The sequence below is a fragment of the Mastigocoleus sp. MO_188.B34 genome (genome assembly GCF_030065675.1).
In the GTDB taxonomy this organism is placed as follows: Bacteria; Cyanobacteriota; Cyanobacteriia; order Cyanobacteriales; family Nostocaceae; genus Mastigocoleus.
Genome location: NZ_JASJDK010000036.1, coordinates 1 through 16,081 on the forward strand (window position 1 = coordinate 1; position 16,081 = coordinate 16,081).

The following is a 16,081-nucleotide window of genomic DNA, read 5'->3' on the forward strand; positions in this document are numbered from 1 at the left end:
AAATCCAAAACTCATATAAAACTTAAAACCATACAAAACTTAAAATTTTAAGGTAAATAAAATTTCAAGTTCAAAATTTTGATTTAAGACTTTGAGTAAAAACTTTGAACTTCAAGCTTTGAACTTTATAAGTTTTAATTCAGCTTTAAGAGAAAATGGGCTAAGAGCCTGGATTTGGAGTTGAAAACTCAGAATTTAAGACTTTGGGTGAGAGCTAAAGACTTTCCGGTAGAAAATCTTTAGCATTCCAGAATAAGAAAAGTAATAAGTTTTTCTTTTTTGATTTTTACATACTAGTTTAAATACTGCATTATCAAAATCTAAGTGCAACAAAAGTAACATTGTCACAAATGAAATCAAAAATGAAATAATCAATCATTTTTGAAAAAAAATATCCATAATTCAACTATTAACTAGGACTTTTTGTCCCGATCTTTATTTATCGCAAAATAACTATCTCTGCAGGGATAATAGCTTGTGTAAGTGAAGGTCTTGACGCCCATATAGCTAACAACAGAGATAAAATCTGACGCACCCAAAAAAATGCCAAATTTGGATTGACATCAAATCTTGTATAGAATACCTCATTCTGTTAAGATCCCATATATAACTAGGATTAAATACTTACCAGCGGCCAATAAAGCTTGGATGCAAGGGTGATAATTGTTACTTTATTGTCTCCCTACACGTTTTTAATGGACTTGCTGAGTTACATCGAGATAGAGCAGACCTTGGGGATGAATTCCTATCTTGTTAAATAGTTGTGTGAAAAATTATTGATTGACTCATCTTTACTAAACTAAAGGAGATTTATGATAAGTAAGCCGGAACGTGTGGTCTTAATTGGAGTCGCCGGAGATTCTGGTTGTGGAAAATCCACTTTTTTACGTCGTCTAATAGATCTTTTTGGTGAAGAGTTGATGACAGTTATCTGTTTAGATGACTATCATTCATTAGACAGAAAACAAAGAAAAGCAACAGGTATTACAGCCCTTGACCCCAGAGCAAACAACTTTGATTTGATGTACGAGCAAATCAAGGCGCTCAAAGAAGGACAACCCATTGATAAACCTATATATAATCACGAAACAGGGGAAATTGATCCCCCTGAACGAGTAGAACCAAATCATATCATTGTTGTGGAAGGATTACATCCTTTGTACGACGAGCGCGTGCGATCACTGCTCGATTTTAGCGTTTATTTGGACATTAGTGATGAAGTAAAAATTGCTTGGAAGATTCAGCGAGATATGGCTGAGCGTGGTCATCGCTACGAAGATGTTCTCGCGGCTATCAATTCTCGTAAACCCGATTTCCAAAAATATATTGAACCACAAAGAGAGTTTGCGGATGTCGTATTACAAGTCTTACCAACCAATCTAATCAAGGATGATAAAGAACGGAAGGTTCTACGAGTAAGAATGCTACAGAGGGAAGATACAGAAGGCTTTGAACCAGTATATCTATTTGATGAAGGTTCTACCATCAATTGGACCCCTTGTGGCAGAAAACTAACTTGTTCCTATCCCGGAATGCAAGTTTACTACGGTTCCGATGTTTATTATGGCCGTTACGTTTCAGTTTTGGAAATAGATGGTCAATTCGATAATCTGGATGAAGTTATCTACATTGAAACCCATCTTAGCAACACCTCTACTAAGTATGAAGGTGAAATGACCCATTTATTGTTACAACACAGAGAGTATCCTGGGTCTAATAATGGTACGGGACTATTCCAAGTGTTGACAGGTTTAAAAATGCGTGCGGCATATGAGAAATTAACATCTCAAGAAGCAAAAATGGCAGCTAAAGTCTAAATTTTAAATATTTAGGCTAGTAGTTAGGGTACCTTCAGAGGTGTCCTTTTTTTATCTAAATTTTTGATCTAATTTTTGATCTCAAATTTGGCGAGTAGGTATCGCACATCAAAAAGTCACAAATGTCAAATCTTTTTAGAAAATTAAAAAATGATTTTCAGAATTGAAACAACTATATTGAAATAGCAATATTTAGTTGTAAAAAAATTGTTATGATTTGGAAGATTGGATATTTAAGCTAAATGAAAATATTTAGTGTTCCAAATAACATAAAAAATGGAGGAATTGCTGTTGTCTAATCGCTATCTCTTCACCTCCGAGTCAGTCACAGAAGGTCATCCTGACAAAATCTGCGATCAGATTTCTGATACTATTTTGGATACTTTGCTCGCTGCTGACCCTAGCAGCCGCGTAGCAGCTGAAGTAGTCGTGAATACTGGCTTGGTATTAATCACTGGCGAAATTACAAGCAAAGCGCATGTAAATTATGCCGAGATAACACGTAAAAAAGTAGCAGAAATTGGCTATATCAACGCCGATAATGGTTTTTGTTCCCAAAGCTGTACAGTACTTGTAGCATTAGACGAACAGTCACCAGATATTGCTCAAGGCGTAGACACCGCAAGCGAAACCCGCGAAGAAAATAGTGAAGACTTGTTTGATAAAATTGGTGCTGGCGACCAAGGTATCATGTTCGGTTTTGCTTGTAATGAGACTCCCGAACTAATGCCTTTGCCAATTAGTTTGGCACACAAACTTGCTCGCCGATTAACTGCTGTACGCAAAACAGGTCAACTGGGATATCTACGTCCTGATGGTAAAACTCAAGTCACAGTCGTTTACGAAGACGGACGTCCGGCTGGAATTGACACAATCCTAATCTCTACTCAGCATGCAGCTAGTATTGGCGATATTACCGACGATGCCCAGATCCAAGCCAAAATTAGGCAAGACCTGTTAACTGCGGTAGTAGAGCCAGTATTTGGTGACGTTCAAATTAAACCAGATGCTAATACTCGCTTTTTGGTAAACCCCACAGGTAAATTTGTGGTTGGTGGACCTCAAGGAGACTCTGGCTTGACCGGACGTAAGATTATTGTTGATACTTACGGTGGTTATTCCCGTCATGGCGGTGGTGCTTTTTCCGGTAAAGACCCCACCAAGGTAGATCGTTCTGCTGCTTATGCTTGTCGCTACGTAGCTAAAAATATTGTAGCTGCCGGCTTAGCTGATAAGTGTGAAGTACAACTAAGTTATGCGATCGGGGTTGCTCGTCCCGTGAGTATCTTTGTTGAGACTTTTGGTACCAGTAAAGTGGATGAAGACACTTTGCTTAAATTAGTAGAAGAGAATTTTGAACTGCGTCCAGCAGGAATTATTCATACTTTTGGCTTACGTACATTACCTGGTGATCGAGGCGGACGTTTTTATCAGGACGTCGCGGCTTATGGTCACTTTGGGCGAGACGATTTAGACTTGCCCTGGGAACGTACTGACAAAGCTGCAGAATTAAAAGCTGCTGCACAAAATTTACTTTCTGCGGGTGTAAGAGTTTAAATAAACCTTTACAACTTGAACTTTTGACAACTTAAGTTAGTTATTAATTAATTTTTGAGTGTAGATAAAACTTTTGAGTTTTTTGTCTATACTCTTTTTTATGAGGTTTTTCCTGTTTTACTTTTAATGAATTCTCTCAACTAACCCTGACTATAATAAGCTGTTCAACCAACAACCTGGCAGAACAATGTCATTCATGTATATATAGACTCAAGTATTTTTACCTGAAAACTGGCTAATGTATATACTATATTCATCTGAAATTTAGAAAAAATTATTATTTTTATTAACGACATAGCATATATATTAGTTAAATTAACCCGTAATAATGTTTGTAGGTCTCAAACTTTGAGATATTCGCAAATACCGTATTTTGAAAAATTCATTTGTATACGGGACACAATAGGAAATATTATCCTCCCCTAAGTAATGATGTTTCAAAATACATTTTCCAATAAAAAAGACTCCGACCTCCGCGTCTATGTACTATGACTGATTTAGTTTGAGTGTATGGTACAAATTATATTGGTTTATCCGGGAATCATATCGTAGGCTGAGAAATTATGTGGGTATATCTATTAAGATATGGGCTTGAGAAAACATATTGAAAGTCTATAGAAAAAACAGGTGGGAGATTTAGGCTATAAATTTACCTTTGGGGAACTATGCCTGAATAAATCTGTTCCTGTTATAAAAGAAAATAATTTAGTATTTTTAAGTTGGCGGTTGAAATGATTTTACAACCCATACTGATGTAATATTTTCGCGGAATGGTAATGAAGGAGATTGAGTTTCATAAAACTTAAGAATATAGGACTTAAAAAGATAAGACTTAAAAATACAAGACTTCAAAAATACCCTCCTCAAAAACCAACCGCTTCCCAAAACAGTTCAGAAAGTAAAGCAGTGTCAGCCGAACAGCAATTGACAGACGAACTACCGACTATAGAGTTTCCCTCACGAGGGAAGCTGAAAGCCAGTTCTTGGCGAATTCACCAAAAGATTGGTTACGGTTACTTTCTCGCGATTGGGATTGGTTTTTTTGGATCGCTCGCTGGTTTGGTAATAGCAAACTATTACAGAAGAATGGAAATTGGGCGTTTAAATCATGCTCATTTCCAAGTCCAGATGCTAACTGAATATAAAGATGCATTAGTAGAAGGTCTCGTACAAAGTTTTCAATTGCCTATCGTAGTAGAAGATAAAAATAAACTCGCTCGCAAAAAAGAAGATTTTATCGAAAATTACAAAAAATCCCAGCAAGTCCAAGGGGAAATACAAAAATTTATTGACAGTAAACCCGGAAAGCTCGCAGCAACGTCATCAAATTTAAATTTTTTATTACGAGATTACGAAAGAAACTATGAAAATTATGTCAAGCAAATCGAACAAGTACTAGAGACGATTGATAAAGAAGAATTGCAACCGCAACAGTATTCCTTGGTGCGAAAGAATCTCCAAGAAATAATGGGTGGTCCGATTGTCATAGAATTACATCGAATTCGGGATAATTTAACTCGATTCTTACAAACTGCTAAAAATCAGGAAAAGGAGTCGAAACAAACCTTAGAAAGTTCTAAGGCGATTGAAAGATTAATTTTTATTCTCAGTATCTTGGTTTCAGTCGCTGTAGCAGCTTTAATTGCATGGCGTACATCCCGTGCGATCGCCGAACCTGTAATTGTAGTTACTCAAGTAGCCGAGCAAGTTGCAAGAAAATCTAATTTCAATTTAAGAGCGCCTGTAAATACAGAAGATGAAATTGGTTTACTGGCAAAATCACTTAATCGTTTGATTGAGCGAGTCTCAGAAAGAACCAAAGAATTACAACAGGCAAAAGAGTTAGCAGAAGCTGCAAGTACTGCTAAAAGTCAATTTTTGGCAAATGTGAGCCATGAATTACGTACGCCATTAAATGCTGTAATTGGCTTGAGTCAGCTTTTACAAGATGATGCGGTTGATCTCGGTGCTTCCGAAGATTTTATTACCGACCTTGAAACTATCAATACAGCTGGTAAACATTTGCTGGAATTAATCAATGACATTCTCGATCTATCAAAAATTGAAGCTGGGAAAATGACTCTATACCCAGAAACTTTTGAAGTGTCGTCATTGATCGATAATCTTATTCTTACGATTAAGCCCTCGGTTGAGAAAAACGGTAATGTTCTAGAAATCGACTGTGATCGCGATTTAGGTTCGATGTATGCCGATCAAACCAGAATGCGCCAAGTACTCTTAAATTTACTGAGTAATGCTGCTAAATTTACTACTAATGGCAAAATATCTTTGGTGGTGAGTAAGCAAAGAGACGATTTAAAATCCTATTCAGTAGAAGATATAACTTCTCAAATGATTACTTTCGTGGTGAAAGATACTGGGATTGGAATGTCGCCAAGACAACAAGAGCAGTTGTTTCAGCCATTTACTCAAGGGGATGCTTCAACTACAAAAAGATATGGTGGAACTGGTTTAGGTTTAGCAATTAGCCGTCATTTTTGTTTGATGATGGGTGGGGATATTTATGTGGATAGCGAACCGGGAGTCGGTTCTACTTTTACTGTTCGTTTACCACTGATTAATGAGTAATTAGTAAGGAGTAAGAAGTAATTAGTAATGAGTAATTGGTCTTATTCATTACTCTTTCTCCATTCGCAGTTAGGTTCGGACTTACCCCAATTCTCAATCTCCTGTCGCGATTTACCAATCCCCAGTCGCCAATCACCACAATGTCCGATATATTTAAAATCTACCAACCCCAAGAAAATAAATTACCTGTAATAGCCGATCTTCCTCATAGCGGAATGTTCGTTCCTTCAGACATTTCAGCCCAATTTATCGAGGAGCATCTCCAGTCTTTACCAAATACTGATTGGTATCTTGATAAGTTATACGATTTTTTACCAAGTCTTGGGGTGACAGTCATTCAAGCAACCCATAGTCGATATGTGGTGGATTTGAATCGTCAGATTAAAGAACCGACTTTTGGTTCGTTTTGGACATCAGTTATTCCAGAAAAAACGGCTTTTAATCGCGATATTTACCAACAAAAACCCAATAACGAACAAATTCAACAACGTATCAAAAAATATTATACTTCCTATCATGAATGCTTAAGAGCACTTGTGGAACAAAAATTGGAAGAATTTGGTAAGGTTTACCTTCTGGACTTACACAGCTTTTTTGGACCGATTACTGCAGATGTTTGTTTGGGAAATGTTAATAATCAAAGTTGCTCAGAATCCTTAATAAGGGTTGTAGAAAATAATTTTGCTCGACATGGTTATCAAGTTGTTCGTAACCAAATTTTTAACGGTGGATATATCACCAGACATTACAGTCAAATACCAAATGTAGAAACTCTACAAATTGAAGTTCGGTATCACGTTTATCTCCAAGAAGACCAACTCGATCTACCTAAACCTCCGTCTTGGGATATTCCCCAGTTTCATGGTACAAAGATAAAGTTTTATGACGTTTTTTCTCAAATTATTGCAGAATTATTCAAATAATGGCTTCAAATGTTCACCGTAGCGATTAACATATTTAACTTTAAACAACAAAAGCTATACCATATCAGTTGCTTGAGTTAAAATTCTACAATTGCTCCACTTATGAACGCCACCTCTGACTTCCTAGGTCACCTCAATCCCTCTCAACGCCGTGCAGTAGAACATCACTGTGGTCCCTTGCTAGTTGTTGCTGGTGCGGGTTCTGGTAAAACCCGAGCGCTTACTTTTCGCATCGCCAATCTAATTTTGCAGCATCAGGTAAATCCAGAAAATATCCTGGCAGTAACTTTTACTAATAAGGCTGCACGGGAAATGAAAGAGCGTATTCAGAAATTATTTTCTGAGCAGCTGGCAATGCAGTATCATTCTACAAAATTTGATTTGTTGCCAGAATATGAACAAACTAAATTAAAATCCCAAGTTTATAAAAGTACTATTAAAGATTTGTGGTGTGGAACTTTCCACAGTTTACTATCTCGGATTCTTCGTTTCGATATCGAAAAATATCAAGATGAAAAAGGACGTCAGTGGAAACGTAATTTTTCTATTTTTGACGAATCTGATGCTCAAAGTTTGGTTAAGGAAATTGTTACCAAACAGCTAAACCTCGACGATAAAAAATTTAATCCCCGTTCGGTGCGTTATGCAATTAGTAACGCCAAAAACCAAGGTTTTTCACCCAAGGAATTAGAACGAGAGCGACCAGATTACAAAGGTCGAACCATTGCTCAGGTTTATGGTATCTATCAAGATAGACTAGCGGAAAATAATGCTCTCGATTTTGATGACCTAATTTTGATTCCCGTTCGCCTATTCCAGCAAAATGATCAGGTATTGGAATATTGGCATTATAAGTTTCGTCATATTTTAGTTGATGAATATCAAGATACCAACCGTACTCAATACGAACTTATTCGTTTGTTAGCAACTAACGGTGAAACCAATAAGAGTTTGTGGGACTGGGACAAAAGATCTGCATTTGTGGTTGGAGATGCGGATCAATCCATATATTCATTTCGGATGGCTGATTTCCGAATTTTGCTGGAATTCCAAGAAGATTTCGGTGATGGTTTACCAGATGAAGAAACCCAGACGATGGTGAAGCTGGAGGAAAATTATCGTTCCTGTGAAAATATTCTTCAAGCTGCTAATGAACTAATTGAAAATAATACCCAGCGTATTGATAAAATCCTTAAAGCAACCCGTGGTTCTGGGGAGCAGATTTATGCTCATAAAGCTGATGATGAAATTGCTGAAGCTGAATTTGCAATTCACCAAATTCGGACTTTGGAACGAGAAAATCCAGATATTAACTGGGGTAGCTTTGCTATTCTCTACCGTACCAACGCCCAATCCCGACCCTTTGAGGATATTTTAGTGCGCCAAGGTATTCCTTACTCCGTAGTTGGGGGATTAAAGTTTTATGATCGCAAAGAAATTAAAGATGTCCTTGCTTATTTAAGGACTTTAGCTAACCCTGCTGATACGGTCAGTTTGTTAAGAATTATTAATACTCCTCGTCGCGGTATTGGTAAAGCTACAGTTGATAACTTAGTTAATGCGGCTCAAGAATTAGGTGTTAACCTTTGGGAAATACTTAGCGATGAAACTTCGGTAAATACCTTGGCGGGACGTTCGACAAAATCAGTGAATAAATTCGCTACAATGATTGGCGATTGGCAAACCCAAATCGAAACAGTTTCAGTATCAGAAGTTTTACAAGCAGTATTGGAAGGATCTGGCTACATTAAAGATTTGAAAACCCAAGGTACTGATGAAGCAGAAGATCGGTTACAGAACGTCCAAGAACTTTATAACGCCGCATTGCAATTTGAAGAAGATAGCGACGATGTTTCTTTACAAGCATTTCTTGCGAGTACGGCTTTAAGCTCGGATTTAGATAACCTTAAAGAAGGAAGTGAAGCTGTTTCATTAATGACTCTCCATGCTTCAAAAGGACTGGAATTTCCCGTAGTATTTTTAGTTGGTTTAGAACAGGGACTATTTCCTAACTACCGTTCAATGAATGATCCGGCTGCGTTGGAAGAAGAGCGTCGTCTTTGTTATGTAGGAATTACCCGCGCCCAAGAAAGATTATTTTTATCTCACGCACGGGAACGACGTCTTTATGGTAGTAGAGAACCAGCTATGCGATCGCAATTTTTCGACGAGTTACCAGAAGAGTTATTAACTACTCAATTGCGAAGACGGATGGAACGTAGAATTAAAAGTCCTGCATTTGCTTTTAATGGAGTAGATAGTAACCAAAATTGGCAGGTTGGGGAAACAGTCTTACATAAAGCTTTTGGTATCGGTGAAATTACACATGTTTTTGGCGGAGGTAAAAAAATATCAGTAGCAATTAAGTTTTCTGGTTTGGGTCAGAAAATTATCGATCCTCAAGTAGCTCAATTACAACGGATGAATTAAATTGCATCGCAAATGAGTTTTGACTTATTGTTTGTGACTCCTGTAGAGACGTAGCATGCTACGTCTCTACACATGCTACGTCTCTACGACTAATGACTTATTGCTCGTTGGGAAAAATAACTTTCATAGTTTTTGTGATTTTTACCTGCTTTTGCTTTTTGGATGACGAGTGTTCATGCTTGTCATCTTCACAACTCTTGGGTACTTCAACCGTAAAGCAGGACAAGATATAAAATATCAAGCGCTCTAACTTTACATCTTCGCGCGAGCGGATAATCAAAAGTAAAACTATTAAAAATAGTAATATACAGGTGTTATATTGATAATCCAATATTTCTATTCTGGCAAGTAAATCTGGATCGTATTTTGCTTGCTTCCAATTTTGTGCGAAAAATATTTGTTCTGCTGTGAGATTCTTTACGCCAGAAAAATCAGCAATTTCGATATTGGTATTCTCAAAATTGGTTCCACAAAGATCTGCAAAATAAAGTTCAGCACCGGATAAGTTAGCTTCCTGAAGCTGAGCATCTCGGAGATTTGCTCCTTGTAAATTTGCTCTGCGTAGATAAGCACCTCGAAAGTTCGCTCCTCGAAAGTCGGCTATTTTTAGAACAGCTTTTTCCAAGATTGCTTTTTCTAAGTTCGCTCCTGTAAACTTAGTTGCTTCCAAGTTTGCTCGATAAAAGTCGGCGACTTGTAAATGAGCTTTGTGGAGATCGGCTTTACATAAGACCGCACGACGCAAATCTGCTACTCTTAAATCTGCTTCTAACAGTTCTGCTCCTTGAAGATTAGCATTCTGAAGATGTGCCATCCATAAATTAGCTCCTTTGAGTTTAGCTTGTTCGAGGTTAGCTTCCTCAAGGTTAGCTTCTTGAAGATTAGCGTTACCTAATTCAGCTTTGTATAAGTCTGCACCTTGTAATTGAGCTTTATAGAGATTGCTGTTGGAAAGATAAACTTCTTTTAGGTTTGCTTGCTGTAGTTGGGATTCTTGTAGAAATGCTCTGCGAATATAAGCATTTTCTAAGTTTGCTTTTTGGAGATTAGCTTTTTCTAAAATGCTTCCTTGGATATGTGCTTCTCGCAAATTAGCTTCTTGGAGATTAGCTCCTCGCAAATCTGCAGATTTTAGTTCGGCTTTTTCTAAATTAGCTGCTTGGAGGTTAGCTGCTTGCAAAGTAATTTCAACTAAATTAGCTTTTTGTAGATTCGCTTTAAAGAAATTAGCTTGGGGAAGAAATTTAGTTTCCCGTAAATCTGCTTGCTGTAAATTTGCTTCTGAAAAATTAGTATTTTGTAAATCTGCTCCCCAAAGTTTGGCTTGTTGGAGATTAGCTCCTTGGAGATTTGCACCTTTCAAATCGACTTCTTGAAGATTAGCTCCTTCCAAATAAGCATTTTGGAGATTAGCATCTTGCAAGTCTAATTTTTTTTCTCGCAAAATCGCAGTTACATCACGATCGGGAATAATCTGGCTAACCAATTCTTGAACTAGCTTCCACTTAGGGTCTAGCTGAGTTTCATTACTAATTTCAGTATTTTTGAGATTGGTTCCTTTCAGATTAGCTGTTCGTAGATTTGCATGATATAGATTTGCGTAACTTAGATTTCCTTCTTGGAGATTGCTCGAACGAAGATCGCAACCTAGAAGATTTGCATAACTTAGATCCGCACCTTGGAGGTTTGCTTCCCTAATATTTGACCCTTCAAGGTTAGCTCCTTGGAGATTTACTTTTTGAAGATTAGCTCCTTCAAGATCGGCTTTCTCAAGCATTGCTTCACTCAAATTTGCTTCTTCCAAGTCAACTTGTTTTAAATCTCGACCTACAACGCTTTTATTTACAATTTCCCAAACAAGTTTCCATTTGCGATCAAATTTTGTTGTGACGCTAATTTGACTACCTTTGAAATTAGCACCTCTTAAATCCGCACCTTGAAAATTTACTCCACCTAGTCGGGTTTCTTGTAAATCCACATTTTGAAGATTAGCTTGCTCAAAATTACTTCCTCGCAAATCTGCTCTACAAAAATCAGCATTTTTTAACTGCGCATCTTGAAAATTTACACCTTGAAGCTCTACATCTTTAAAGTTAGCTCCTTGAAGTTTAGCTCTTGTAAAATCAGCTTTTTGTAGATTTGAATCTTGGAAATTTGCACCTTCAAGATTTGCATTTTGAAAATTTGCACCTTGGAGATTTTTATAATGAAAGTCTGCATATCTGAGGTCTTGACCACTAAAATCGTTTTCTTCTGGTTCTTGACCAAATAATCTTTCAATAGGCATAAGTAGTTATATTAACAGATTAGTCTATCTGTTAATTTTGATGCATTATGCTTACGAAATCACCCGTATATGGATACAATTCAGAATCTTAGAAATTTAAATCTTCTAAATTTAAATACTTGCTTACAAGTCTAATTATTCTAGTTTAAGATAATTCTAATTTTTACTAAAAATACATTTGTATTTTAACCATTACAAAATATATAAAGTTATTTTTAGACATGAATATTTGTCTGCAGCAAGAATATTAAAACTGCATTTATACACATTACTACATCAATTGTAAATACTTGGAAAAATAAATTTTAGCAGTGTAAATTATTTAATTGTGCATAAATTTCTAAACTAATCCAGGACTTACGCAATAGTCACAATACACCGGTGGTGCGTGACACTCAAAACCTTATTAATACGTTCAGGTTAACTCGCTTGTGTCACGCACCCTACAAGAAAAATGTGCCGGTTGCATAAGTCCTATAATCATGAATATAAAGGACTAAAAATATTGCTTAAATGTATAGGTAACAGCAGCCCAAAAAGGCGTATATTGTCCCTCGGAATCCATTTCTTGATAGGCTTGGGCGAGAGTTTGTATCTCTCCATCATCTAGCCCTTCAACTATTTGTAATGCTGCATCTATCGCCTTTCTGCGCATTTTTGTCAGTTTATTGATATTCAAAGCAAGTTTTGCGATCGTAGTTTCAGCTGCATCTTGTTTGTCGGGATTGTCTGCGGCTAAAATTTCCCCATAACCTGTGTATTTAAAATAATCTGTACAATTTGGGTCTAAGGGGGAAATCATTAAATCCTCATCAAACCAACCACCCTTTTTATGACCACAGTGGACTGGTTTGGTTGGTCTTTGCTCATCTTCTCCCTGACAAGAAGCTATCAAATTGGTATAGTTGAAGGTTAAATGTTTGTATTGACTCTTCGGTCGATAATGTTCGATGTGACAATTTTTTCTGAAGATACGAATTCCACAGTAGCAACAAATGTGACCTTGTTCCTTTAACAGAGCATGATACACATCAGTTTTGACTGATTTATTAAAGGATCTCCAATTCGGAAGCTTTTTATTCCCGAGTCTGTGATTATAGCTAGTCAAACTACCTGGTTCTGGATCCTTGCGGATATATTTCATTTGTTGAGAATTTCCTTGCGACGAATTAGAACATCAGCGTGGACAAATTCCGGTTCATCTTCCCCAATCTGGACAGCTAAATCCCGACGTAATTGTTTTGCACCTTCCAAATCTCCTTCATCAATAAATTTGAATAACTGCTGCAAGCTATTTTTAATTTCTTGAGGTCTTTCGGGAACCTCCATTAAGTCCTCCAAAATACAATTGGTATCTCTACCAAAAGAATTTTCAGGTTTCAGTGCGACGATACCTTCTGCTGTACTTTCAATAATATGAATTCCCTCAGGTTTAACGTGGCTAATTACCTGGGGTGAATGGGTAGTAACAATAAACTGACAATTAGGAAAAGTTTTACTTAAAGCCGGAATAATTTCCCTTTGCCATTGGGGATGTAAATGTAGTTCAATTTCATCAATTAAAACAATACCATTCCCTTCTAAAGGTTCTTCAAGTCCAGGGTTTGCGATCGCTAAACGTCTTGCTAAATCTCCCACCATTGCAAGGAGACATTTTTCTCCATCGGAAAGTTGACTAACATTGAGTTCTCGCTCCTGCTTCTTCACTGTCATTCTCAGAGGGGAACGACGAATTCTCAAATCGGATAATCCTGGAATTAGAGAATAAATAGCCTGTCGAACAACTTCTAATTGATGATTGGTATAATTAGCATCATCTCTTCTCTCTTCATTCTCCAAGTCTTCCCACTTTCTAAACCACTGAAAGAAGTTATTAAAGTTTATTTTCGTACCATGTAGGGATTCTTCGTAAGCTGTTACTCGATCTACAGAATGTTTTTTCCTAACTCTTAAAGGAATATCAACAACAGCACGATTTACACAATAATGAACTATGACAGTTAAATTAAAATTTGGGTCAGTCTTCAGATGATCCTGGGTCGATTCAATTAATTTACGTAATTGTGTTAAATCAGTACTACTATTTTTACTACGTTTTTTTTGGAGTTTTCCAAAGGACCAAGTTACGTCACCTTCCGTAGTTGTAACTGTTATTTCATTACATGTTTCTTGACATCCATCTCTGATATCTTGTTCTCGAAATAATCTACCTGAAGTGCTGGGGTATTGAATCGGACTGGTATACCGAGAAAGAAGAATGGCGATGCAATCAAGAATACTAGATTTACCAACGCCATTAATACCAATAAACACGTTAGGTTCGCACTCTTGGAATTCTAGGGTCATATCGCTAACCCCCCGAAAAGAGTGCATTTTTATATGTTTGATTTTCATGCTTGAAATTAATTTGATTAAATTAATCTGGAATTAACCTGCAAATGACCTGAATTTAATGGAATTACACCTCGGTCAAAAACTTCATTGTCAGTACCAATTCCGCTAATTTCTATCCGATCTGCGTATACATTGTATGCAGCAAAACTTAATTTACTTGCAGAATATTCAGTCCATTCGGAACGTCCTACCGGACGAGTATTAGCACCACCACCACATACCATATAAGTCGTACCATTTATTGGACGGGTACGCTCATAATTATGCTCGTGTCCGTTAATATAAAGCTGAACGCCATACTTTTGAAATAATGGAGTTAAGACATCAATAAAAGGTTTATTTACTCCATAAACCCCTGATGAATAAATTTGATGGTGTCCAAAAACAATTTTCCAAATTGCTTTGCTATTGCTCAGTTCTTTTTCTAACCAGATAAGTTGATTTTGCCAATCAGCATTATGGTTAGTATCTAAAGCAAAAAATTGTACGGAACCGTGATAAAAAGTATAGTATCTTCCCTGCATATTAAACCCAAAATATTTAACTTGGGGCTCGCCATTTGCAGTTCGGATATCGTGGTTTCCTAAAACAGAATAAAACTTTATACCTTGCTTCAGTAAGGAAGCATAGGGACGCTCAAAAACGGAATTAATCTTTTCAATTTCACCGTTTGTATAAATATTATCTCCAGCTAAAATAACCAGATTGTAAGGATTTTGACGGCGATAATTTATCATAGATTGTGCTACAGAATACTGACCATCTCCACCAGTTCCCGTATCAGCTACGGATATAAATCGTAAAAGTAAATCATTTTTGTTAGATCTGTCCTTGCTAGAAATTTGGGATTGTAATTCTGAAGCAAAAATTGGGCGATTAAAAGTAGTTATACTACTAGCAAGATAAGCCGGTCCAAATTTAATAGATCCAGATTTAATAGATCCAGAGTTAATAAAATTAATAAAACTAAAACTACCCAGAGATATAAATTTACGTCGTTTTAATGACATATCTGATAATTAATAATTCAACAACTTGACCAAAAGTAGTCAAGTGATAAATTATGGCTGAAGATGTGATGCACTTCCCGAATTTATCTTATTTTTTTTCGATCCGCTGTTTTCTAGGAAACTTCCATGTCACAAGAAAAGCCAAATTCACAATCGCCACAATCGCCATCAAGTCCAGAACTGGAAGACAGTTATTCAGAGGATCGAGAACCATTTTTGGGTCAGACAATTAACCCGTCACCAACACCTAGTGTTCTTGAAAAACTCCAGTCGATTTGGAATGGCGCTTTAGTTAAAATTCGTTCCCTTTTACCAGAAAATATAGCTGCAAAGTTGTCAGATCGGGCTTTAACAGGAATTGTGATCGCGATCACTTTCCTAGTTGTCGGTATAAGTGTAAATACCTTTAGTCCCAAATCCAAGGCGATCGCGACTGTTCCGACCCCAGAACAAGCTTCTGATTCCCAAATAACTCCAAAAACAGAATCAGTTAAATCGATCGCACCACCGAAACAACAAATCGCTCAATCTCCAGTTCTAACAGAACAAAATAAATCACAGTTAAAAAATACGAGTTTACAAACCCCAAAAGCTTCATCTTCTCTACCACAAGAAAAAACTTCTGCAAATTTAGACAAAAAACAAACTATAGAAAAAAAACAACAATCAACCCCAGTATTAACCCTGGAACACAAATTGTTTGCGATAATTGAAAATCAAATTACAGAAGCGATCGCTAGTCTGCACGAAGACACCGAAATTGAAACTTTTTCTAGTAATCCGATTGATGCTGTCCGAGTTGATTTTGCTAGTAGTACCCTGACCTTGAAAATTAGTGATGATTGGTACTCTCTCACCCATCCAGACCAAGATAAACTTGCAGCAGAAATCCTAGAACGCTCCAAAGAGCTTGATTTTGTTCACCTAGAAATTACCGATTCCAAAAATAAGCTCATAGCGCGTAACCCTGTTGTGGGAAGTAAAATGATTATTCTCAAAAGGTAGAAGTCAGAATTAGACCTACAAACGAATCTCAACAAGTTCAGTAAATTAAAAATCATGTAGAGACGCGGC

The 16,081-nt window shown here is 36.9% G+C and carries 10 protein-coding genes; 6 read left to right on the forward strand and 4 right to left on the reverse strand.

Annotated features, from left to right (window positions below; translation table 11 throughout):
* The first annotated feature begins 812 nt into the window (after positions 1 to 812).
* The 5 genes from QNJ50_RS11055 to pcrA all read left to right on the forward strand — a co-directional run bounded on the left by QNJ50_RS11055 (position 813) and on the right by pcrA (position 9,316).
* Positions 813 to 1,817 carry a phosphoribulokinase gene (locus QNJ50_RS11055; RefSeq protein WP_300635235.1) on the forward strand — a complete coding sequence of 335 codons (1,005 nt, stop codon included), beginning with the start codon at positions 813 to 815 and terminating at the stop codon, positions 1,815 to 1,817.
* A 291-nt stretch (positions 1,818 to 2,108) separates the two neighbouring features.
* Positions 2,109 to 3,374: a methionine adenosyltransferase gene (gene metK / locus QNJ50_RS11060; protein ID WP_300635237.1), complete on the forward strand. Its 1,266-nt coding sequence runs from the start codon at positions 2,109 to 2,111 to the stop codon at positions 3,372 to 3,374.
* 906 nt (positions 3,375 to 4,280) lie between these two features.
* On the forward strand, positions 4,281 to 5,963 hold the full coding sequence (locus QNJ50_RS11065) for an ATP-binding protein (RefSeq protein ID WP_300635238.1): 1,683 nt from the start codon (positions 4,281 to 4,283) through the stop codon (positions 5,961 to 5,963).
* 140 nt (positions 5,964 to 6,103) lie between these two features.
* The gene (locus QNJ50_RS11070; RefSeq protein WP_300635239.1) at positions 6,104 to 6,886 is read left to right on the forward strand and encodes an N-formylglutamate amidohydrolase; all 783 of its coding nucleotides are present in this window, start codon (positions 6,104 to 6,106) and stop codon (positions 6,884 to 6,886) included.
* Between the two features lie 102 nt (positions 6,887 to 6,988).
* A complete protein-coding gene (pcrA, locus tag QNJ50_RS11075) occupies positions 6,989 to 9,316 on the forward strand; it encodes a DNA helicase PcrA (protein WP_300635241.1) in 2,328 nt (775 codons plus the stop codon).
* Positions 9,317 to 9,413: 97 nt separating this feature from the next.
* On the opposite strand, the gene QNJ50_RS11080 is transcribed toward pcrA, so the two are convergent.
* From QNJ50_RS11080 to QNJ50_RS11095, 4 genes are all read right to left on the reverse strand, one after another.
* Positions 9,414 to 11,603 carry a pentapeptide repeat-containing protein gene (locus tag QNJ50_RS11080; protein ID WP_300635242.1) on the reverse strand — a complete coding sequence of 730 codons (2,190 nt, stop codon included), beginning with the start codon at positions 11,601 to 11,603 and terminating at the stop codon, positions 9,414 to 9,416.
* A 496-nt stretch (positions 11,604 to 12,099) separates the two neighbouring features.
* Positions 12,100 to 12,747, reverse strand: a complete 648-nt coding sequence (locus QNJ50_RS11085; protein ID WP_300635243.1) for a retron system putative HNH endonuclease — start codon at positions 12,745 to 12,747, stop codon at positions 12,100 to 12,102.
* Entirely contained in the window at positions 12,744 to 13,997 is a 1,254-nt protein-coding gene (locus QNJ50_RS11090) for an AAA family ATPase (RefSeq protein ID WP_300635244.1), read from the reverse strand. Before QNJ50_RS11090 ends, QNJ50_RS11085 begins: the two co-directional genes overlap by 4 nt.
* 17 nt (positions 13,998 to 14,014) lie before the next feature.
* Entirely contained in the window at positions 14,015 to 15,007 is a 993-nt protein-coding gene (locus tag QNJ50_RS11095) for a metallophosphoesterase (protein WP_300635245.1), read from the reverse strand.
* 126 nt (positions 15,008 to 15,133) lie between these two features.
* On the opposite strand from QNJ50_RS11095, the gene QNJ50_RS11100 reads away from it, so the two are divergent.
* On the forward strand, positions 15,134 to 16,012 hold the full coding sequence (locus QNJ50_RS11100) for a hypothetical protein (RefSeq protein ID WP_300635246.1): 879 nt from the start codon (positions 15,134 to 15,136) through the stop codon (positions 16,010 to 16,012).
* The last annotated feature ends 69 nt before the right edge of the window (positions 16,013 to 16,081 follow it).

What these genes read in the sequence shown, in the direction of transcription:
- QNJ50_RS11055 (WP_300635235.1), top strand. Translation starts at nt 813, where the DNA reads ATGATAAGTAAGCCGGAACGTGTGGTCTTAATTGGAGTCGCCGGAGAT.
- QNJ50_RS11070 (WP_300635239.1), top strand. Translation starts at nt 6,104, where the DNA reads ATGTCCGATATATTTAAAATCTACCAACCCCAAGAAAATAAATTACCT.
- pcrA (WP_300635241.1), top strand. Translation starts at nt 6,989, where the DNA reads ATGAACGCCACCTCTGACTTCCTAGGTCACCTCAATCCCTCTCAACGC.
- QNJ50_RS11080 (WP_300635242.1), bottom strand. Translation starts at nt 11,603, where the DNA reads ATGCCTATTGAAAGATTATTTGGTCAAGAACCAGAAGAAAACGATTTT.
- QNJ50_RS11085 (WP_300635243.1), bottom strand. Translation starts at nt 12,747, where the DNA reads ATGAAATATATCCGCAAGGATCCAGAACCAGGTAGTTTGACTAGCTAT.
- QNJ50_RS11090 (WP_300635244.1), bottom strand. Translation starts at nt 13,997, where the DNA reads ATGAAAATCAAACATATAAAAATGCACTCTTTTCGGGGGGTTAGCGAT.
- QNJ50_RS11095 (WP_300635245.1), bottom strand. Translation starts at nt 15,007, where the DNA reads ATGTCATTAAAACGACGTAAATTTATATCTCTGGGTAGTTTTAGTTTT.
- QNJ50_RS11100 (WP_300635246.1), top strand. Translation starts at nt 15,134, where the DNA reads ATGTCACAAGAAAAGCCAAATTCACAATCGCCACAATCGCCATCAAGT.